The 20,202-nt window shown below is 74.0% G+C and carries 17 protein-coding genes; 6 read left to right on the forward strand and 11 right to left on the reverse strand.

Annotated elements, in window-relative coordinates:
- Window positions 1–18: 18 nt before the first annotated feature.
- The 5 genes from OSR43_RS17395 to OSR43_RS17415 form a co-directional block, all read right to left on the reverse strand.
- Entirely contained in the window at window positions 19–819 is an 801-nt protein-coding gene (locus OSR43_RS17395) for a carbon-nitrogen hydrolase family protein (RefSeq protein ID WP_302268004.1), read from the reverse strand.
- On the reverse strand, window positions 816–1,283 hold the full coding sequence (rnhA, locus tag OSR43_RS17400) for a ribonuclease HI (RefSeq protein ID WP_302268005.1): 468 nt from the start codon (window positions 1,281–1,283) through the stop codon (window positions 816–818). Before rnhA ends, OSR43_RS17395 begins: the two co-directional genes overlap by 4 nt.
- A complete protein-coding gene (locus tag OSR43_RS17405; RefSeq protein ID WP_302268007.1) occupies window positions 1,280–2,386 on the reverse strand; it encodes a GuaB3 family IMP dehydrogenase-related protein in 1,107 nt (368 codons plus the stop codon). The genes rnhA and OSR43_RS17405 overlap by 4 nt, the downstream gene beginning before the upstream one ends.
- 17 nt (window positions 2,387–2,403) lie before the next feature.
- Window positions 2,404–3,906, reverse strand: coding sequence for an IMP dehydrogenase (gene guaB, locus OSR43_RS17410; RefSeq protein WP_302268009.1), 1,503 nt, complete (start codon window positions 3,904–3,906; stop codon window positions 2,404–2,406).
- A 169-nt stretch (window positions 3,907–4,075) separates the two neighbouring features.
- A complete protein-coding gene (locus OSR43_RS17415; RefSeq protein ID WP_302268011.1) occupies window positions 4,076–4,978 on the reverse strand; it encodes a GNAT family N-acetyltransferase in 903 nt (300 codons plus the stop codon).
- A 109-nt stretch (window positions 4,979–5,087) separates the two neighbouring features.
- On the opposite strand from OSR43_RS17415, the gene OSR43_RS17420 reads away from it, so the two are divergent.
- Window positions 5,088–6,599 carry a glycosyltransferase family 39 protein gene (locus tag OSR43_RS17420; RefSeq protein ID WP_302268012.1) on the forward strand — a complete coding sequence of 504 codons (1,512 nt, stop codon included), beginning with the start codon at window positions 5,088–5,090 and terminating at the stop codon, window positions 6,597–6,599.
- A gap of 160 nt (window positions 6,600–6,759) precedes the next feature.
- Here OSR43_RS17420 and groL read toward each other — a convergent pair whose 3' ends face one another.
- Window positions 6,760–8,382 (reverse strand): chaperonin GroEL, encoded by a 1,623-nt coding sequence (gene groL, locus OSR43_RS17425; RefSeq protein ID WP_302268013.1) that lies wholly within the window; start codon window positions 8,380–8,382, stop codon window positions 6,760–6,762.
- A gap of 92 nt (window positions 8,383–8,474) precedes the next feature.
- A complete protein-coding gene (groES, locus tag OSR43_RS17430; RefSeq protein ID WP_166195350.1) occupies window positions 8,475–8,771 on the reverse strand; it encodes a co-chaperone GroES in 297 nt (98 codons plus the stop codon).
- Window positions 8,772–8,968: 197 nt separating this feature from the next.
- Here groES and OSR43_RS17435 point away from each other — a divergent pair, with 197 nt between their 5' ends.
- The gene (locus tag OSR43_RS17435) at window positions 8,969–10,147 is read left to right on the forward strand and encodes a class I SAM-dependent methyltransferase (protein ID WP_302268014.1); all 1,179 of its coding nucleotides are present in this window, start codon (window positions 8,969–8,971) and stop codon (window positions 10,145–10,147) included.
- 6 nt (window positions 10,148–10,153) lie between these two features.
- On the opposite strand, the gene OSR43_RS17440 is transcribed toward OSR43_RS17435, so the two are convergent.
- The 3 genes from OSR43_RS17440 to OSR43_RS17450 all read right to left on the reverse strand — a co-directional run bounded on the left by OSR43_RS17440 (window position 10,154) and on the right by OSR43_RS17450 (window position 13,022).
- Window positions 10,154–11,188 carry a B12-binding domain-containing protein gene (locus OSR43_RS17440; RefSeq protein WP_302268015.1) on the reverse strand — a complete coding sequence of 345 codons (1,035 nt, stop codon included), beginning with the start codon at window positions 11,186–11,188 and terminating at the stop codon, window positions 10,154–10,156.
- A gap of 77 nt (window positions 11,189–11,265) precedes the next feature.
- Window positions 11,266–11,910, reverse strand: coding sequence for an MBL fold metallo-hydrolase (locus OSR43_RS17445; RefSeq protein ID WP_302268016.1), 645 nt, complete (start codon window positions 11,908–11,910; stop codon window positions 11,266–11,268).
- Window positions 11,910–13,022 (reverse strand): S-(hydroxymethyl)mycothiol dehydrogenase, encoded by a 1,113-nt coding sequence (locus tag OSR43_RS17450; RefSeq protein ID WP_302268017.1) that lies wholly within the window; start codon window positions 13,020–13,022, stop codon window positions 11,910–11,912. Before OSR43_RS17450 ends, OSR43_RS17445 begins: the two co-directional genes overlap by 1 nt.
- 158 nt (window positions 13,023–13,180) lie before the next feature.
- Here OSR43_RS17450 and OSR43_RS17455 point away from each other — a divergent pair, with 158 nt between their 5' ends.
- The 4 genes from OSR43_RS17455 (at window position 13,181) to OSR43_RS17470 (ending at window position 19,071) form a co-directional block, all read left to right on the forward strand.
- Complete coding sequence (locus tag OSR43_RS17455; protein WP_302268019.1) at window positions 13,181–13,714, forward strand: SigE family RNA polymerase sigma factor; 534 nt, start codon at window positions 13,181–13,183, stop codon at window positions 13,712–13,714.
- Window positions 13,711–14,865: a hypothetical protein gene (locus tag OSR43_RS17460; protein ID WP_302268020.1), complete on the forward strand. Its 1,155-nt coding sequence runs from the start codon at window positions 13,711–13,713 to the stop codon at window positions 14,863–14,865. The genes OSR43_RS17455 and OSR43_RS17460 overlap by 4 nt, the downstream gene beginning before the upstream one ends.
- 118 nt (window positions 14,866–14,983) lie before the next feature.
- Window positions 14,984–17,203: an MMPL family transporter gene (locus OSR43_RS17465; protein ID WP_302268022.1), complete on the forward strand. Its 2,220-nt coding sequence runs from the start codon at window positions 14,984–14,986 to the stop codon at window positions 17,201–17,203.
- 119 nt (window positions 17,204–17,322) lie between these two features.
- Entirely contained in the window at window positions 17,323–19,071 is a 1,749-nt protein-coding gene (locus OSR43_RS17470; RefSeq protein WP_302268023.1) for a phytase, read from the forward strand.
- Window positions 19,072–19,098: 27 nt separating this feature from the next.
- Here the strand turns inward: OSR43_RS17470 and tsaD are convergent, their stop codons facing one another.
- Entirely contained in the window at window positions 19,099–20,154 is a 1,056-nt protein-coding gene (tsaD, locus tag OSR43_RS17475; RefSeq protein ID WP_302268024.1) for a tRNA (adenosine(37)-N6)-threonylcarbamoyltransferase complex transferase subunit TsaD, read from the reverse strand.
- Between the last annotated feature and the right edge of the window lie 48 nt (window positions 20,155–20,202).

The following is a 20,202-nucleotide window of genomic DNA, read 5'->3' on the forward strand; positions in this document are numbered from 1 at the left end:
CACCCGACAAGAGGCAGGTCAGGCGCGCACCCGGTCGCCCAGCGACCGGCGGTGGTCGTGGTGCATGCGGTGCCGCTCCCGGGTCGCCGCGACCACCCCGGGGTCCAGCTCGCCGACCGCGATCCCCTCCTCCTCGCCGAGCCGCTCGAGCGGGCGGCCCTCGGGGTCGTGGATCGCCGAACCACCGATGAACGAGCTGCCGCCGCACCGGCCGGTGAGCCCGGAGAAGACGACGTAGAAGGAGTTCTCCACCGCACGGGCGGCGTAGTAGAGGTCGCGCCGGTGCGCCCCGCCGGGGAAGTACGCCGCAGAGCTGAGGTAGCCCAGCGCCCCGTCGTCGGAGGCCGCCCGGGCGTGCTCGGGGAAGCAGCCGTCGTAGCAGATGCTCAGTCCCAGCTCGACCCCGTCGACGGTGATCGAGCAGCCGGCGTCCCCCGCGGTGAACCAGGCGAGCTCGTCGTGGTCGACGTGCTGCTTGTCGTAGGGCACCGACACCTCCCCGCCGGGCCGGACCACGACCGAGGAGAGGGTACGGCGGTCCGCGCGCTGCAGCGCCGTGCCCACGACCACCACCAGGTCGCCGGTCGCGGCCGCCTCGCGGAGCGGGTCGAGCTCGGGACCGGCCACCCGCTCGGCCGTCGGGAGCACGCCGTCGAACGCGGAGGCGTCGTACCCGGTCAGGAACGCCTCGGGCAGCACGAGCACGCGCACGCCCCGGTCGGCGGCCCGCCGGGCCAGCCGGGCGGCGGTCGCGACGTTCGCGCGCAGGTCCCCGGGCACCGCCTCGGCCTGGCCCGCGCCCAGGAGCAGCCCGGTCATGCGCGCGCGGCCGCCAGCGCCTCGGCGAGGCCGCGGGCGGCGAGCCGGTCGGCGCGCTCGTTCCCCTCGTCGCCGTTGTGGCCCTTGACCCAGTGCCACTCGACGTCGTGCTCGGCGCAGGCGGCGACCAGCTGGCGCCACAGGTCGTCGTTCTTGACCGGCTGCTTCGTGCTGGTCCGCCACCCGTTGCGCTGCCACCCCACGACCCAGGAGGTGATCCCGTTGCGCACGTAGGTGCTGTCGGTGAACAGGTGCACGACCGACCGCCGCTTGAGCGCCTCGAGCGCGCGGATGGGCGCGGTCAGCTCCATCCGGTTGTTCGTCGTGGGCTCGACCTCGCCGCCGCACAGCTCCAGCTCGTGGCTGCCCTGCCGCAGCAGCGCGCCCCAGCCGCCGGGGCCGGGGTTGGGCACGCAGGCCCCGTCGGTGTGGATGGTGACGGGGCGCTCGTCGACCGCGCTCACTCGATCACGAGCTCGACGCGCTGGAACTCCTTGACCTCGGTGTAGCCCGTCGTGGCCATCGACCGCTTCAGCGCGCCGATGAGGTTCATCGTGCCGTCGGCGACGCGGGAGGGGCCGAAGAGGATCTCCTCGAGCGTGCCGACCGTCTCGAACTGCACGCGCTGGCCGCGCGGCAGGTCGGCGTGGTGGGCCTCGGTGCCCCAGTGGAAGCCGCGGCCAGGCGCGTCGCTGGCCCGGGCGAACGGCGAGCCGACCATGACCGCGTCCGCGCCGCAGGCGATCGCCTTGGCCAGGTCGCCGGACTGGCCGATGGACCCGTCGGCGATCACGTGCACGTAGCGGCCGCCGGACTCGTCGAGGTAGTCGCGGCGCGCCGCGGCGACGTCGGCGACGGCGGAGGCCATCGGCACGGCGACGCCGAGGACGGTGCGGGTGGTGTGCGCGGCGCCGCCGCCGAAGCCGACGAGGACACCGGCCGCGCCGGTGCGCATCAGGTGCAGCGCCGCCTGGTGGGTCGCGCAGCCTCCGACGATGACCGGCACGTCGAGCTCGTAGATGAACTCCTTGAGGTTCAGCGGCTCGGCCTGGGAGGAGACGTGCTCGGCCGAGACGGTCGTGCCGCGGATGACGAACATGTCGACGCCCGCGTCCACCACGGTCTTGGCGAACTCCTTGGTCCGCTGCGGCGACAGCGAGCCCGCGACGGTCACGCCGGCCTCGCGCACCTGGCGCAGCCGCTCGGTGATCAGCTCTGCCTTCACCGGCTCGAGGTAGATCTCCTGCAGGCGCCGGGTCGCGTCGTGCCCCTCGAGGCCGGCGACCTCCTCCAGCAGCGGCTCCGGGTCGTCGTACCGCGTCCAGATGCCCTCGAGGTTGAGCACCCCGAGGCCGCCGAACTCGCCGAAGGCGATCGCGGTCGCCGGCGACATCACCGAGTCCATCGGGGCCGCCAGGACCGGCAGGTCGAACCGGTAGGCGTCGATCTGCCAGTCGGTGCTGACCTCCTCGGGGTCGCGGGTGCGCCGGGAGGGCACGATCGCCACGTCGTCGAAGGAGTAGGCGCGGCGAGCACGCTTGGCCCGGCCGATCTCGATCTCGGTCATCTGTCCTCTGCTCCGGCTCAGCGGCCGTTGTAGTTCGGGGCCTCGACGGTCATCTGCACGTCGTGGGGGTGGCTCTCCTTGAGCGAGGCCGACGTGATCCGCACGAACCGGCCCTTCTCCTGCAGCTCGGGCACCGTCCGGGCGCCGATGTAGAACATCGACTGCGCGAGGCCGCCGACGAGCTGGTGGGCGACGGCCGCCAGCGGCCCGCGGTAGGCCACCTGGCCCTCGATGCCCTCGGGCACGATCAGGTCGTCGCTGAGGACCTCGGCCTGGAAGTAGCGGTCCTTGGAGTAGGACTTCTTGCCCCGGCTCGACATCGCCGCCAGCGAGCCCATGCCGCGATAGGCCTTGAACTGCTTGCCGTTGAGGAAGATCAGCTCGCCCGGCGACTCGTCGCAGCCGGCCAGCAGCGAGCCGACCATGACGCTGTCGGCGCCGGCGACGAGCGCCTTGGCGATGTCACCGGACTGCTGCAGGCCGCCGTCGGCGATGACCGGCACGCCGGCCGGCTTGCACGCCAGCGACGCCTCGTACACCGCGGTCACCTGCGGCACGCCGGCGCCGGTGACGACCCGGGTGGTGCAGATCGAGCCCGGGCCGAAGCCGACCTTGACCGCGTCCGCGCCGGCGTCGACGAACGCCTGCGCGCCGTCGCGGGTGGCGACGTTCCCGCCGATGACCTGGACGTGCTTGGTCGCGGGGTCGGACTTCAGTCGGCGGACCATGTCGAGCAGCAGGCGCACGTGGCCGTGCGCGGTGTCGGCGACGAGCACGTCGACGCCCGCGTCGATCAGGGTGGTCGCGCGCTCCCAGGCGTCGCCGAAGTAGCCGATCGCGGCGCCGACCATGAGCCGGCCGGAGCCGTCGTTCGAGGCGTGCGGGAACTGCTCGGACTTCACGAAGTCCTTGACGGTGATCAGCCCGACCAGGCGGCCCTGCTCGTCGACGAGGGGCAGCCGCTCCTTCTTGTGCCGCCGCAGGAGCACGGTGGCGTCGTCGCGCGAGATGCCCGCGGGACCGGTCACCAGGCCCTCGGTCGTCATCACCTCGTCGACCTTGGTGGTGGCCCACTCCGCGACCGGGGTGAACCGCAGGTCGCGGTTGGTGATGATGCCCAGCAGGCGCTGCTCGCCGTCGACGACCGGGAAGCCGGAGACGCGGTACTCCCCCGCCAGCTGGTCGAGCTGCTCGAGCGTCGCGTCCGGACCGATCGTCACCGGGTTGGAGATGATCCCCGTCTGGGTCCGCTTGACCAGGTCGACCTGGTAGGCCTGGTCCTCGATCGAGAGGTTGCGGTGCAGCACGCCGAGTCCGCCCTGGCGGGCCATGGCGATCGCCATCCGCGACTCGGTGACCGTGTCCATCGCGGCGCTGACCAGCGGCACCCGCAGGCTGATCTCGCGGGTCAGCCGGCTGGTGGTGTCGATGTCGGAGGGCGCCAGGTCGGAGTACCCCGGCAGCAGCAGGACGTCGTCGTAGGTGAGGCCGAGAGCGGCGAACTTGTCAGGGAGCTCCACCCGTCCAGCCTACCGGCGTCGACGACGCTCCTCGGACCGGCCGGATGGTGGTGGGCGGGCGTGGGGGCGCGTCGGAATCCCCGGGGCCCCGGGGATTCCGGCACTTCTCGGGGGATGCATCGCCTGAGAAGTGCCGGTTCCACCTGAGGAGTAGTCGCCCGCGGGTGGGTCAGGCGGTGAGCGGACGCAGCTCGCGCACGGCGATGCGGACGGTCAGCACGTCGGCCGCCATCCGGATCCGCCCGCGCATGCCGGCCGCGAGCACCATCGGGAGCACCGCCTGGTTGTCCGAGCGGGTGGTGAGCACGATCTCCCCCGCACCCAGCGTGTGCGCGAGGCGGGCCGCGTCGACCAGCAGCCGGGTGCCGATGCCCCGTCGCTGCCACGCCGGGTCCACCCGGAGCACGACCTGCCGGGCGCCCGGGTCCTCCTCGAGCTCGCCCTGGACGGTCGCGAGGCCGACCACCACACCGTCGACGACGGCGCTGATGGAGTCCCCGTCGACGACGTGCTCGGGCATCGTGCCGCCGCCCATCCGCCGCCCGGGGGTCACCGCGATGGCCGACTCGGCCTTGGTCCGCTGCAGCACGTCGCTGACCAGGTCGGCGATCGCCGCTCCGCGGGCGTGCTCGGTGGCGGTGAACGCCGCGGTGCGGCGTACCTGCACCTGCACGTCGCCGACGGTCATCTCCATGACGTCCTGCGGCGGCCCGGCCGGGTCGACCGGGTCGGCCTCGGCGTCGAAGAGCCGCGCGACCACGTCGGGGAAGGACATCGGCGAGGCGAGGATGGTGCGGGCGGCCTGGACGTACCGGGTCGGCTGGTCCGACAGCGCCGCCTCCGTGCAGGGCTGGACCACGACCGAGCGGCCGCCGGCCCGCTCCACCAGGTGGGCGGTGGCCGAGGCGCCCCACCCACCGGGGGTGCTCAGCACCAGCTCGTCGGTCACGGCCTCGACGCCGGGGAAGATCTGCAGGCCCAGGATGTTCACGCCGGCCCGTCCGCAGTGCTCGGCCAGCACGGCCAGCGCTCCGGGTCGGTCGGGCAGGGTCGTCCGCACTCGCCACAACATGCCGCCACCCTCGCCCGGCGAGGTTGCCGGACCGGGTCGCCGGTGTTTCCCCCAGGTCACACGGGTGGGGGCCGCGGCTCGGCGGGCGGCGTCTGGGAACCTGTGCCGCATGCTCGACCGGCTGCAGCACCAGGCGCGGTGGGTCGGTGCCCGGATCGACTCGCGGTGGACGGTCGCGGTCGCCGCGACCCTGGCGTTCCTGCTCCGGCTGCCGGGCCTGACCCGGCCGCTGCGCCCCGACGAGGCCGGGTTCACGCTGGTCGCCCGGAGCTGGGACCCCCGCCCCGACAGCGTGTACGGCGACCTCTTCGTCGACCGGCACCCGCTGGTGATCGCCGTCTTCGCGCTGACCGACCGGGTCGGCGGCGAGCACGCGATCCGCGTCCTGGGCGCGGTCGCCTGCGTGCTGGCCGTCCTCGCCGCGGCCGCGGTCGCCCGGCGGGTGGCCAGCGAGCGGGCCGCGCGGTGGACCGCGGTGGCCGTCGCCGCGCTGCTCACCAACACGGTGATCGACGCCGTCGCGGTGAAGGGCGAGATCCTGGCGCTGCCGTTCCTGCTCGGCTCGATCTGGCTGGCGCTCGAGGCCCTCGAGCGCCACTCGGCCGGGCACGCGTTCTTGGCGGGCCTGCTGGCGGCCACCGCCCTCGGGATGAAGCAGAGCCTGGTCGGCGGGCTGGCCTTCGGAGCCGTCCTGCTGGTCGCCGCCCGGCTCACCGGCCGGCTGGACACGCGCACGTTCGCCCGCCTGGCCGCGGCCGCGGTCGGCGGGGTCGCCGTACCCGTGCTGGCCACGGTGGCCTGGGCGCTCGCGGCCGGCGTCCACCTCGAGGAGGTCTGGTACACCGTCTACGGCTTCCGCACCGACGCGACCGCCGTCCTCGGCGACAGCGGCGCCGACGCACCGGCCGCCCGGGCTGCGACGCTCGCCTTCGCCGCCCTCGCCGCGGGGATGCTGCTGGTCATCGGCGGCTTCCTCGTCCACGTCCGCCGCGAGTGGCGCGCCGACCCGGTGGTCACCGCCGCGACGGTCGGGATCGTCGTCGCCGACGGCCTCGCGCTCGCGCTCGGCGGCAGCTACTGGCGCGACTACCTCTTCGGGCTGGTCCCCGCGACCGCGCTGTGCGCGGCGCTGCTGGCCCGGCACCGCACCGGTCGTGGCCGGACGATGCGCGTGGTCATCGGGCTCAGCGCCGTCTCCTCCCTGGTCTGCCTGCTGGGCTGGGCGGGCTGGAACGCGCTGGACTACCAGGAGTTCCACGAGGCCGACACCGGCACCGCCATCGCCGCCGCCGCCGAGCCGGGCGACACCCTGGTCGTCTTCGGCGGCCGCGCGGACCTGCAGCTGAGCAGTGGCCTCGCCACGCCGTACCCCCACCTGTGGAGCCTGCCGATGCGCACCCTCGACCACCGGTACGGCGACCTGCGCACCCTGGTCGAGGGCCCCGACGCGCCGACCTGGCTGGTCGCCTGGGTGCCGTGGGGAGCGTGGGGCGCCCCCGGCGCCGAGGAGCTGCACGACGCGGTGCGGGCCCGCTACGAGCGGCACGGCACCGGCTGCTCGGACCGGCCGGTCTACCTCCTGCGCGGCCTCGACCGGCCCGCGCTCGAGGTCGACTGCTGAGGGCCGCTCCGCTCCTGCCTCGTGATGCCCAGCGGGCGCCGGGGCGCTCGCTGGGCATCACGAGGCAGAGCTCGCGGCAGGTTCGGGAACGCCGACGGCGCCGGCCCCCTCGCGGGGACCGGCGCCGTCTCGGTGCTGGTGGTGCTGGTGGTGCTGGGTCTCAGTGACCGTGGCCGTGACCGTGGCCTGCGGCCGCGGTCTCGTCCTCCTCCTCGGGCTTGTCGACGACCAGCGTCTCGGTCGTCAGCAGCATCGCCGCGATCGAGGTGGCGTTGACCAGCGCGGAGCGGGTGACCTTGACCGGGTCCAGGACGCCCTGGGCGACCAGGTCGCCGTACTCGCCGGTGGCGGCGTTGTAGCCGTTGCCGACGCCGAGCTCGCGGACCTTGGTGGTCACGACGTAGCCGTTCTCGCCACCGTTCTCGGCGATCCAGCGCAGCGGCTCGTCGGCCGCCTTGCGGACCACGCGGACGCCGACGGCCTCGTCACCGGTGAGGCCGAGGTCGTCGTCGAGGACGGAGACGGCGTGGATGATCGCGGAGCCACCGCCGGGGACGATGCCCTCCTCGATCGCGGCGCGCGTCGCGGAGACGGCGTCCTCGATGCGGTGCTTCTTCTCCTTCAGCTCCACCTCGGTGGCGGCGCCGACCTTGATCACGCACACGCCGCCGGCCAGCTTCGCGAGGCGCTCCTGGAGCTTCTCGCGGTCCCAGTCGGAGTCGGTGTTCTCGATCTCGGCCTTGATCTGGTTGACGCGGCCCTCGACCTCGGCGGCGTCACCGGCGCCGTCGACGATCGTCGTCTCGTCCTTGGTGACGACGACGCGGCGCGCCCGGCCCAGGACCTCGAGGCCCACCTGGTCGAGCTTGAGGCCGACCTCGGGGGCGATGACCTGACCACCGGTCAGGGTCGCGATGTCCTGCATCATCGCCTTGCGGCGGTCGCCGAAGGCGGGGGCCTTGACCGCGACGGCGTTGAACGTGCCGCGGATCTTGTTGACCACCAGCGTCGACAGCGCCTCGCCGTCGACGTCCTCGGCGAGGATGAAGAGCGGCTTGCCGGCCTGGATGACCTTCTCCAGCAGCGGCAGCAGCTCGGAGACGGAGGAGATCTTCCCCTGGTGCAGCAGGATGTAGGGGTCGTCGATGACGGCCTCCATCCGCTCGGGGTCGGTCACGAAGTACTGGCTGATGTAGCCCTTGTCGAACTGCATGCCCTCGGTGAAGTCCAGCTCGGTGCCCATGGTGTTGGACTCCTCGACGGTGATGACACCGTCCTTGCCGACCTTGTCGAAGGCCTGCGCGAGCAGGTCGCCGATGTGGCTGTCGCGCGAGGAGATCGTCGCGACCGACGCCATGTCCTCGCGGGTCTCGACCTCGCGGGCGGCGTCGCGCAGGGCGTTGCCGACGGCCTCGGCCGCGGCGTCCATGCCCCGCTTGAGGCCCATCGGATTGGCGCCGGCGGTGACCGCCTTGAGGCCCTCGTGGACCATCGCCTGGGCGAGGACGGTCGCGGTGGTGGTGCCGTCACCGGCGACGTCGTTGGTCTTGGTGGCGACCTCCTTGCACAGCTGGGCGCCGAGGTTCTCGAACGGGTCGTCCAGCTCGATCTCACGGGCGACGGTCACGCCGTCGTTGGTGATCGTCGGGGCGCCCCACTTCTTGTCGAGGACGACGTAGCGGCCCTTGGGGCCGAGCGTCACCTTGACGGCGTTGGCGAGCGCGTCGACGCCGCGCTCGAGCGCGCGACGGGCGGACTCGTCGAACTCCAGGATCTTGGGCATGACTCTCCTAGCAGGTGGTGCGGGAAAGAGGACCGGGTCGTGTGCCGTCCGACGCGCCGAAGCGCGTCGTCAGGCACACGACCCGGGAGAGATCAGGAAACGATCGCGAGGACGTCGCGCGCGGAGAGGATGAGGAACTCCTCGCCGGAGTACTTCACCTCGGTGCCGCCGTACTTGCTGTAGATGACCTTGTCGCCCACGGAGATGTCCATGGGGACGCGCTCGTCACCGTCGTCGTTGAAGCGGCCGGGGCCGACGGCCACGACCTCGCCCTCCTGGGGCTTCTCCTTGGCGGTGTCCGGGATGACCAGGCCGGAGGCCGTGGTCTGCTCGGCGTCGAGCGGCTTGACGACGATGCGGTCCTCGAGGGGCTTGATGTTGACCGACACGATGTCGACCTCCACTTTCAAACTCAGATGTCTCAGGCGGGTGGTGCACGTCTGGTGCCTGCGGTCCCGGAGCACGCCGTCGCGGGGGTCGTGCTCGGTAGGCAAGCGCTGGCACACTCACGGGGAGAGTGCCAGGACAGAAACTAGCACTCACCTCGCGCGAGTGCCAGGGACCCCCGGCCTGCGAGGATCGCGGGGTGGACCTCGACGCCTTCCGCTGGCTGCTCACCGACGCCGGCCAGGCCCTGCTCGACCGGGCCGAGGAGCTCGTCGAGGCCGAGCCGCTCGCGGCCCAGACCGCGCTGCGGCGGGACGCGACGCCCGAGCACGCCGCCGCGGCGCTGACCCAGGCCCGGCTGCGCGAGCGGGCGCGCGCCAAGTTCGGCGACCTGGCCGCCCGGATGTACTTCACCCCCGACGGCCTCGAGCAGGCCACCCGGCTGCCCGTCGCGCGGCACCGCGCCGCCCGCCTGCAGGCGTACGCCGCGCGGACGCTCGTCGACCTCGGTTGCGGGATCGGCGGCGACCTGGTCGCGGCGGCCGGCGCCGGCCTCACCTGCGCGGGGGTCGACCTCGACCCGGTCCGCGTCGCGGTCGCCGAGGCCAACCTCGCCGCCCTCGACCTGCCCGGGGCCGTCATGGTCGCCGACGCGACGACGGTCGACCCCTCCCCCTTCGACGTCGCCTTCGCCGACCCCGCGCGCCGGGGCGCCCGCGGGCGCACCTTCGACGTCGACGACTGGACCCCGCCCTGGCCGTTCGTCGAGCGCCTCCTGCGCCGCGACTCCTGCGTGAAGGTGGCCCCCGGCATCCCGCACGCGCTGGTGCCCGACGGGGTCGAGGCGGAGTGGGTCAGCGACCACGGCGAGGTCAAGGAGGCCGCGCTGTGGTCCGGCGGCCTCGCGACGACCGGCCGCCGCGCGACCGTGATCGGCGAGGGGGGCCTGGCCACGCTGACCGACGAGGACGCCCCGCCGCTCGGCGAGGCGGGCGTCGGGGTGCGCCCGGTCGGCCGCTACCTCTACGAGCCGGACGGTGCCGTCGTCCGCGCCGGCCTGGTGACCGCCGTGGCGGCCGCCGTGCAGGGCGGGCTGGTCGACGAGCACATCGCCTACGTCACCGGCGACGCGGCGTACCGCTCGCCCGTCGCGCGCGGCTACGAGGTGCTCGAGGAGCTGCCGTACCGGGAGAAGGCGCTGCGCGCCGCCCTGCGCGAGCGCGGCATCGGCACGCTGACGATCAAGAAGCGCGGCGTCGACGTCGTGCCGGAGCAGCTGCGCAAGCGGCTGGCGCTGAGCGGGGACGAGGCGGGGACGGTCGTGCTCACGCGCGTCGCCGGCGCCGGCACGGCGCTGCTCGTGCGCCCGCTGGCCTGAGCGCGGCTAGACCGAGGTCGCGAGGCCGTCGGTGAACCCGCCGTCGGTCGTCCCGCCCACGGGCGCGGACCCGGCCAGGTGCACCCGGGCCAGCGGGTGGCCGCGCAGCGGGACCGCGAGCAGCTCCCAGAGGTCCTGGACCAGCACGGCGTCCGCACCGCGGGCCGCGAGCACCTGGGTCAGCCAGTCGCGGACCTCGACCATGATCGTCTCGTCACCGGTCACCAGCGAGGACGCCAGGCAGCCGAGGACGTGCTCGACGTGCTCCTCGAGCTCGGCCCACCACGCCGGCCGGACGGCGAACGGGTGCCGGGCGGCCAGCGCCCGGAGCACGTACGGCGTGATCTCGTGGCGGAACTCGGCGAGCCAGGCCGCCTCCACCTCCGCCGGGCTCGCCGGCTCCGGTGCCCGCGTCGGCAGCCGCCGGGGCAGCTGCTCGAGCAGCACGACGACCTCGGCGACCGAGGCGGCGTACGCCGTCGCGCCGACGGCGGTCGCCCGGGCGGGGTCGCCACCGAAGGCGGGTCCGCCGGCGAGGACCGGGATGCCGGTCGCGCGGACGTTCTCGAGCAGCGGCTTGAGCGCCGCCAGCGACGAGGTGCGCCCGGCGGTCACCAGCAGCGCCCGGGGCTTGCGGGTCAGGACCTGGCGCAGCAGGTCGGTCCCCACCGCGGCGCCGCCGACGAAGGTCGTGCGGTAGCCCGACGCCGCCAGCCCCTCGGCCAGCACCAGTGCGGGCAGCTCCTGGCGGTCGGGCGTCGCGACGACGACCAGGGGCCGGTCCGCGGGCGGAGCCGGCGCGAACGAGCACAGCCAGTGCACCAGGCCCTCGTTGATCGAGGTGGCCGCCTGCTCCTGCTCCAGGGTCCACTCGCCGCTGAACCAGCACTGCGCGAGCCGCTCCTGGGCGGGGACGATGACCTCGTCGATGATCTCCAGGTGGGTCCGGCCGGCGTCGCGGATCCGCTTGACGGCCGCGAGCGCACCGGCCCGGTCCCCCTCGCGCAGCGCGCCCCAGTAGTCCGCCCGAGCTTGGTCCACGCGCTCCTCTGCCCGGAACCGGCGCCCCACATTCTTGGAGCGTTCCAACGCCACCGGTCCCGGGCCGAGGGTCTCGGTCAGGCCCCGAGCGCCGCCTTCTCCGCGCCGATCGTGGTGTCGTCACCGTGCCCGGTGTGGACGACCGTCTCGTCGGGGAGCGCGAACAGCTTCGCGCGGATCGACGCCTCGAGGGTGGGGCGGTCGCTGTAGGAGCGACCCGTCGCGCCGGGCCCGCCCTGGAAGAGCGTGTCCCCGGTGAAGACGCACCCCAGGTCCGGCGCGGAGAAGCAGACCGCACCGGGCGCGTGGCCGGGGGTGTGCAGCGCGCGCAGCACCACGCCGGCCACGGTGACCTCCGACCCTTCGGCGAGGTCGAGGTCCCAGAGGCGGTCGGTGTGGGTGAGCTCCCACAGCGGCCGCTCGTCGGGGTGCAGCAGGATCGGGGCGCCCGACCCGCCGTTGACCCGCTCGCGCAGCGCCGGGGCGACCCGGCAGTGGTCGTCGTGGGCGTGGGTCAGCAGGATCGCCTTGACCGTCCGGTCGCCGACGACGTCCATGATCGCCTCGACGTCGTGGGGGGCGTCCACGACGACGCACTCGGAGTCGTCGCCGACGACCCAGATGTTGTTGTCGACGTCGAAGGTCTCGCCGTCGAGGCTGAACGTGCCGCTGACGACGGCGTGGTCGACCCGGACCGCGCCGGCGCTGCTGCCCTCGGCCATCAGAAGACCACCACCGAGCGCAGCACGTTGCCGTGGTGCATCTTCTCGAACGCCGCCTCCACGTCGTCGATGCCGATCTCCTCGGTCACGAAGGCGTCGAGGTCGAGCCGGCCCTGCTGGTAGAGGTCCACCAGCATCGGGAAGTCGCGGGTGGGCAGGCAGTCGCCGTACCAGCTGGACTTCAGGGAGCCGCCGCGGCCGAAGACGTCGATCAGCGGCAGCTCGGGCACCTTCATGTCCGGGGTCGGCACGCCGACGAGCACGACGGTGCCGGCCAGGTCGCGGGCGTAGAACGCCTGCTCCCACGTCTCCGGGCGACCGACGGCCTCGATGACGACGTCCGCACCCTCGGCGCCCTCGTACGTCGCCGAGCAGATCTCCTTGACGCGCGCGAGCACGTCCTCGCTCGAGGAGTCGATGGTGTGGGTCGCGCCGAGCCGCTTCGCGGCCTCGAGCTTCTGGGCGTCGATGTCGATCGCGATGATCGGGCTCGCGCCGGCCAGCGCGGAGCCGGCGACCGCGGCCACGCCGACGCCGCCGCAGCCGATGACCGCGACCGACTTCCCGCGGGTGACGGCACCGGTGTTGATCGCCGCTCCGATGCCGGCCATCACGCCACACCCGAGCAGGCCGACGGCGGCGGGGCGGGCGGAGGGGTCGACCTTCGTGCACTGGCCGGCCGCGACGAGCGTCTTCTCCGCGAAGGCTCCGATGCCCAGCGCGGGGCTCAGCTCGGTGCCGGCGTCGTCGCCGTCGGCGAGGGTCATCCGCTGGGTGGCGTTGTGGGTGTTGAAGCAGTACTGGAGCTCGCCGCGCTTGCAGGCGCGGCACTCGCCGCACACCGCGCGCCAGTTCAGGACGACGAAGTCGCCCGGGGCCACGTCGGTGACGCCCTCGCCGACGGCCTCGACCACGCCCGCGGCCTCGTGGCCGAGCAGGAACGGGAACTCGTCGTTGATGCCGCCCTCGCGGTAGTGCAGGTCGGTGTGGCACACCCCGCACGCCTGGATCGCCACGACCGCCTCCCCCGGGCCCGGGTCCGGCACGTTGATCGTCGTCACCTCGACCGGCTGTCCCTTGCCGCGGGCGACGACCGCCTTGACCTGCTGCATTCGGTGCTCCTCCTGGGTTGTGGTGCTGGGCTGCCATCACCCTAGGACGGAGGGCTGCAACCTTCCGCAGGGCCGTGGCGTCCTCTGCACGAGACACCACGGAGGTCGACATGCCACCCACCAGGCTCGTCGCGGCGACGGGCACCGACACTGCAGCCATGGTTGATCGCGAGGTCGCGCGCGACCGCGAGTTCACCGACTGGCTCGCCGCCCGGCAGCCGGCGCTGCTGCGCACGGCGTACCTGCTGACCGGCGGCGACCGCCACACGGCCGAGGACCTGCTCCAGACCTCGCTGGCCAAGCTCTACCTGGCGTGGGACGGCGTGCGCGACCGGGGCGCGGTCGACGCCTACGTCCGCCGGATCATGGTCAACGAGCACACCTCGCTGTGGCGCCGCGGCTGGCGGAAGCGCGAGCACGCGACCGACCAGGTCCCCGAGCCACCGCCGGTGCTCCCGGCGTACGACGACGGGACGGGCGGCCAGCTGTGGTCCGTCGTCCAGACGCTGCCGCGGCGGGCGCGCGCCGTGCTCGTCCTGCGCTACTACGAGCAGCTGACCGAGGCCGAGACCGCCGAGGCGCTCGGCGTCTCCGTCGGCACCGTGAAGTCCCAGTGCAGCCGCGCCCTCGCGACGCTGCGCGAACGCACCCCGAGCCACCTGGACCCGACCTCCCGGGAGGAGGAGCGATGACCGACACCTTCGAGGACCGCCTGCAGCGGGACCTGCGCTCCCGCGCCGACCTGCTCCTGGACGCCCCGCTCACCCTCCACGACGTCAAGGGCGCGGCCCGCACCATCCGGCGGCGCCGGCGGGGCGCCGCCGCGGGGGCCGTGGCCGTGCTGCTCGTGGCGGTCGGGGTGCCGCTCGGGGTCCTCGCCGCCTCCGGCGGTGACGACCGCGTCGTCGAGCCGGCGCCCGCGGTGTCCGTGCCGGACCCCGGCTACCTCGAGGGCGGCACCGTCCGCCTGCTCGACGGCACCGAGGTCCCGCTCGCCGGCGTGCGGGCGGTGCGCGGCTGGGCCGCCGTGGGCGAGGGGTACGTCGCCGGCGCGACGCGCCAGGGGACCGAGGTCGTCTCCCTCCACGACGCCGACGGCTCCCTGCGGACCACGTGGCCGGTCTCGCCGGGCGCGTCGTTCGTCGTCGACGGGGACGGACGGCACGCGGCCTGGTTGCTGCCCGGCGGCGAGGTGGTCCTGCTCGACGGGGCCACCGGGGAGACGACCCGGCTCGGCCGGGTCACCGGCGGCACCGAGCTCCAGCCGCGCGGCATCGTGGGCGAGTGCCCGGAGGACTGCGGCGTGGTGGTGACCGAGAACGGCGAGGCGGGGTTCGGGCCGACGTACCTGGTCCCGACCGAGGGGCCGGTCGAGCCCTACCTGCCGCAGATCCCGCTGGTCACCGCCGTCGCACCCGACGACGCGCTCGTGGCCGGGGTCGACCGGCCCGCGCCCGACGACCTCCACCTGTGCACGGCCGTCTGGGAGCCTGGGGCGGCGGGGCCGCTGTGGGAGGACTGCGTGGAGAACGTCCACGTCTTCTCCCCCGGCGGCACGCGCGTCGCCACGACCTTCGCCGAGGGAGCGGGCGCGCGGGAGCTGCGGCTGCGGGACGCCCGCTCCGGGGCGGTGCTCCACGAGATCCCGATCGCCGACGCCCTCGACGGCTTCGTCTGGGAGGACGAGGAGCACGTCCTGGTCGCGGTCCTGGATGACGGCAAGTGGTCGGTGGTGCGGATCGGCACCGACGGCAGCGAGACGAGGGTCGCGGGGCCGGCCGCCCCGCTGCCCGGGGACATCGCGGAGGTCTCGTCGCCGTACGTGCTGCCGACGGCACCCTGAGCCCTCTGCGGGGCACCTCGGTGGTTCCCGGGGCACCCCTGACGGTTCCCCTGGTGTTCCCCTGGGACGGCCGGAAATCGGAGGCGCGGCGTCGGCGCCGAGCACTACGGTGAGAGCCGTGTTCAGAGCCCTCGGCAACCTCGCCTCCCGTCGTCCCTGGTTCGTCATCGCCGCGTGGGTGGTCGTCGCGGTGGGCGTGGTCGCCTTCGCGCCCGCCCTGCAGACCACGCAGGAGGAGTCGGAGTTCCTGCCCGACCACTACGAGTCGGTCAAGGCGACCGAGCTGCAGTCCACGGAGTTCCCCGGCGCCACCACGCCGGCGGCGATCCTCGTCTTCGAGCGCGCCGACGGAGCCGCCCTGACCGAGGACGACCAGGCCGAGGTCGGCCGGATCGCCGAGGAGCTCGGGCCTCGGCTGGGGAAGGAGACGTTCGTCCCCCAGGTCGTGACGATCACCCCGGACGGACAGCCGCAGCTCGCCGAGGACGGGCTGGCCCAGCTCGGCGTGATCGGCCTCGCCGAGGGCGCCACCGGGTTCGACCCGCAGGCGTTCGAGGACGGCGAGGCCCTGCGCGAGGACCTCGCCGACCTCACCGACGGCACCGACCTCGAGGTGCAGTCGACCGGCTCGGTCCTCCAGGGCCTGGACTCCCAGGACTCCAGCGAGCGCTCGCTGGCCATCGTCGGCATCGCCACCATCGTGCTGATCGTCGGCCTGCTCGCGATCATCTTCCGCAGCGTGATCATCTGCCTGATGCCGGTCGTGATCGTCACGCTCGTCTCGATGATCGCCACCGGCCTCATCGGCTGGGCCAACGAGGCCTTCGACCTCAAGGCCGACTCCTCCATCGAGACGATCCTCGTGGTCGTGCTCTACGGCATCGGCACCGACTACATCCTGTTCTTCCTCTTCCGCTACCGCGAGCGGCTGCGCCAGGGCGCCGACACCAGGGCGGCGGTCGTGCACGCCCTCGAGCGCGCGGGCGAGGCCATCGCCTCGGCCGGCGGCGCGGTGATCGTCGCGTTCCTCGCGCTGCTGCTCAGCTCGCTCGGCATCTTCCAGGCGATCGGCCCCGCCCTCGCGATCGCCGTCGCCGTCACCCTCGTCGCCGCCCTCACCCTGGTGCCGGCGGTCGTGACGGTGCTCGGCCGGGCCCTGTTCTGGCCCTCCAAGAAGTGGCGCCGCGAGCCCGAGGCGGCCCGCTTCGCCCAGGCCGGCCGCTCGCTGGGCCGTCGCCCGGGTGTCTTCGCCGCGGCCTCGGGGCTGCTGATGGCGGTGCTCGCGCTCTTCGCTCTGCAGTTCAGCCCGTCCTTCGACTTCAGCGCGAGCCTGCCCGAGGACGTGGAGTCCACCCAGGCGCTCGAGACCTTCCAGGACCACTTCTCCGCCGGCGCCTCCGAGCCGGTCCCGGTGATCGTGCGGGCCGACGAGGGCGGCACGCTGGAGGAGTCGGCGCTGGAGTCGTACGCCGCGGCGCTCGGCGAGGCCGAGGGCGTGGACCAGGTCTACCCGCCGCAGCTCTCCGAGGACGGCAGCACCGCGCAGATCAGCCTGGTGCTGGCCGAGGACCCCGCCTCCGACGCCGCCATGAAGGACGTCGAGGGCCCGATCCGCGACGTCGCGCACAGCGAGGCGCCCGAGGGCACCGAGGCGTACGTCGGCGGCACCCCGTCGGTCTTCGCGGACCTCCAGGACGCGATGGCGCGCGACTACTCGGTGGTCTTCCCGGTCGCCGCGCTCGTGATCATGGTGATCCTGGCGCTGCTGCTGCGCAGCCTGGTGGCCCCGTGGTACCTGATGGCCGCGGTGGGACTCGGCTTCGCCGCGACGCTGGGCGCGACGGTGATCGTCTTCCAGCACATCGGCGGGGACGAGGGCCTGATCTTCATGCTGCCGATCTACATCTACCTCTTCGTCACCGCGCTCGGCACGGACTACAACATCTTGATGATCGCCCGGCTCCGGGAGGAGGCGCGGGAGGGCCGCAGCCCGCGCGACGCCGCCGCCGAGGCCGTGAAGCACGCGGGGCCGACGATCGCGGCGGCCGGTGTCATCCTCGCCGGCACGTTCGCCTCGCTGATGCTGAGCGGCAACAGCCTGATGATGTCGATGGGCTTCGCGCTGTCGTTCGGCATCCTGGTCGCGGCGTTCGTGATGTCGATGTTCTTCACCCCGGCCCTCACCGCGCTGATCGGGCACGCCGCCTGGTGGCCCGGCCACGGCGACGAGAAGCGGCCCGGTCACGGCTCGGACGCCGAGGACTCCACCGCCTCCGTGCCCGGCACCTCCGAGCCCGGCACCTCCGAGCCCGGCGCGGAGGTCTCCGCCGGGAGGTAGGCCCTCTCGGTGGCCGCCGTCCGGGCGGATCCCCAACGTTGGGGGTCCTGCCCGGCCGGCGGCCACCGTGGCTCCCCCGGTGCCTAGCGTCACCCGGGACGAGTCCTCGGGAGGCACTGGTGAACGGTCGTCGCGCACAGGTCCTGGTCGCCCTCAGCGGGCTCGCCCTCCTCGGCGCCGGCGCGGCGGTGGTGCCGCCCGCGGTGGCGGCCGACCCGGTCACGGTGGTGCCCGCCCTGCGGGAGACGGCGCCGGTCGCCCACGCCGGTGACGCGCTGGACGACCCCGCCGTGTGGGTGCACCCCGACGACCCGGCGAGGTCGCTGGTCATCGGCAACGACAAGCTCGGCGGCCTGGAGACCTACGACATGGAGGGCCGGCTGGTCGAGCGCCTGTCGGGCGGGACGACGTTCTGGGGCAACGTCGACGTGCGCCAGGGCGTCGAGGTCGGCGGGGCCGTGCGCGACGTGGTCGCGGTCTACCACGACGGCCTGCAGCTCTACGACGTCGACGCGAGCACAAGGCAGCTGCGGCGGACGACCGAGGGGGCGGGGGTCGACGGCGACGGCGAGGGCCTGTGCCTCTACACCAGCCCGGCCACCGGGGAGACCTACGTCGTCCTCATCACGATCGGCGGCCGGCTGCGGCAGTACCGGCTCGACGACGCCGACGCCGACGGCCTGCTCGACGGGACCCTGGTCCGCGACCTGCAGGTCGGCTCCGAGGCGGAGGGGTGCGTGGCCGACGACGACACCGGCGCCCTCTACGTCAGCGAGGAGGAGCGGGCGCTGTGGCGCTACGGGGCCGAGCCGTCCGCGGGCGCCTCGCGCGAGGTCGTCGACACCGTCACCGACACCGGCGGCCACCTCGCCCTGGACATCGAGGGCGTGACGCTGGTCGACCGGCCCGACGGGTCGGGGCAGGTGATCGCCTCGGCCCAGCACGCCGCCGACCCCGGCGCCAGCTACTTCGTCGTCTACGACCGGGTGACCAACGACCACGTCTCGTCGTTCCGGGTCGGGGACGGTTCGGCGGCCGACGACTGCGACCGCACCGACGGCATCACGGCGAGCACCGCCGACCTGGGTCCGGCGTTCCCGGACGGCGTCTTCGTCTGCCAGGACGACCACAACGTGGCGCCCGGCGAGGAGGGGAACCAGAGCTTCAAGTACGTCCCCCTGGAGACCGTCGTCCCGACCGGCTCCCCGCCGGGCCCGGACCCGGGCACGATCGCGCCGGTCGGCACCGCGGCCGACGACGGCAACGCCAGGACCTGGTCGGTCACCGTGCCGGGTGATGTCGAGCCGGGTGACGGACTGCTGCTCTTCCTCTCCCGGGGCACCGGCACCGAGACCCTGAGCGGCCCCGGGCCCGGGTGGACGCGGCTGGGCTCCGTCACCGACGGCACCCTGCGGACGACGGCCTGGCAGCGGGTCGCGACGGCCGAGGACGCCGGCTCCGACGTGGCGGTCGGCTTCCCGACCCAGCTGGTGAAGGGGTCGCTCACCCTGGCGGCGTACCGCGGCACCCGGACGACCGGGCCGTTCGCGGGGGCTGTCGCCGCCGGCGAGCCGGCGCGCACCGCCGTGCACGTGACACCCCTCGCCACGGTGGCCTCGCCGGGGACCTGGCGCGTGTCGTACTGGTCGGACCGGTCCTCGTCCACGACCGCCTGGACCCCACCGGCCGGCGAGCAGGTGCGCTCGGCCTCCGCGGGCACCGGCGGCGGACGCACCACCACCCTGCTGACCGACCCGGGCGGTCCGGTCCCCACCGGGAGCACCGGCGGTCTCGCCGCCACCGCCGACGCCGCGTCGGCCAAGGCCACGACCTGGACCGTCCTGCTCACCCCGGGCCCGGCCGGCTGATCCCGGCACGGGACTGCCGAGCACGACTCAGACGAGGACCTCGGTGACCGGCAGCGAGGAGTCGGCGGGCAGGTCCAGCGCGGAGGGCGTCCGGCCGCGGGCGACCATCTCGGCGCCGAGGGCGGCGACCATCGCGCCGTTGTCGGTGCACAGGCCCGGCCGCGGCACGCGGACCCGGATGCCGAGCTTCGCGGCCCGCTCCTCGGCCAGGTGGCGCAGCCGGGAGTTGGCCGCCACCCCGCCGCCGATGAGGAGGTCCTCGATGCCCTCGGAGGCGGCGGCGTCGAGCGCCTTGCGCACCAGCACGTCGCAGACCGCCTCCTGGAAGGACGCGGCGACGTCGGCCACGGGCACCGGCTCGCCGGACCGCTCACGGGCCTCGACCCACCGCGCCACGGCGGTCTTGAGGCCGGAGAAGGAGAAGTCGAACCGGTGCCGCTCGAGGTCGCGGCGGGAGGTGAGGCCGCGCGGGAAGTCGACGTAGACCGAGGAGCCCTCCCGGGCCGCCCGGTCGATGTGCGGCCCCCCGGGGAACGGCAGGCCGAGCAGCCGCGCGACCTTGTCGAAGGCCTCGCCGGCCGCGTCGTCGATGGTCGCCCCCATCGGGTCCACCCCGCCCTCGGCACCGGTCACGTCGGTCACCCGCAGCAGGCTGGAGTGGCCGCCGCTCACCAGCATCGCGATGCAGGGCTCGGGCAGGGCGCCGTGCTCGAGCTGGTCGACGGCGACGTGCGCGGCGAGGTGGTTCACGCCGTACAACGGCTTGTCGAGCCCGATCGCGAGCGCCTTGGCGGCGGCGACGCCGACGAGCAGCGCGCCGGCGAGGCCGGGGCCGCTGGTCACCGCGACCGCGTCGACGTCGGAGGGCCGGATGCCGGCGGTCTCGCAGGCCCGCTCGATCGTCGGCACCATCGCCTCGAGGTGGGCCCGGCTGGCGACCTCCGGCACGACGCCGCCGAAGCGGGCGTGCTCGTCGACGCTGCTGGCGACCGCATCGGCCAGCAGGTCGTGGCCGCGGACGATGCCGACACCGGTCTCGTCGCAGGAGGTCTCGATACCGAGCACGAGGGGCGCGTCCGTCACGCCCCCATTGTGCGCGCTGCCGTGCGGCGCGCCGCGCGCGAGGTGGGT

This window comes from Nocardioides sp. Arc9.136, from assembly GCF_030506255.1.
In the GTDB taxonomy this organism is placed as follows: Bacteria; Actinomycetota; Actinomycetes; order Propionibacteriales; family Nocardioidaceae; genus Nocardioides.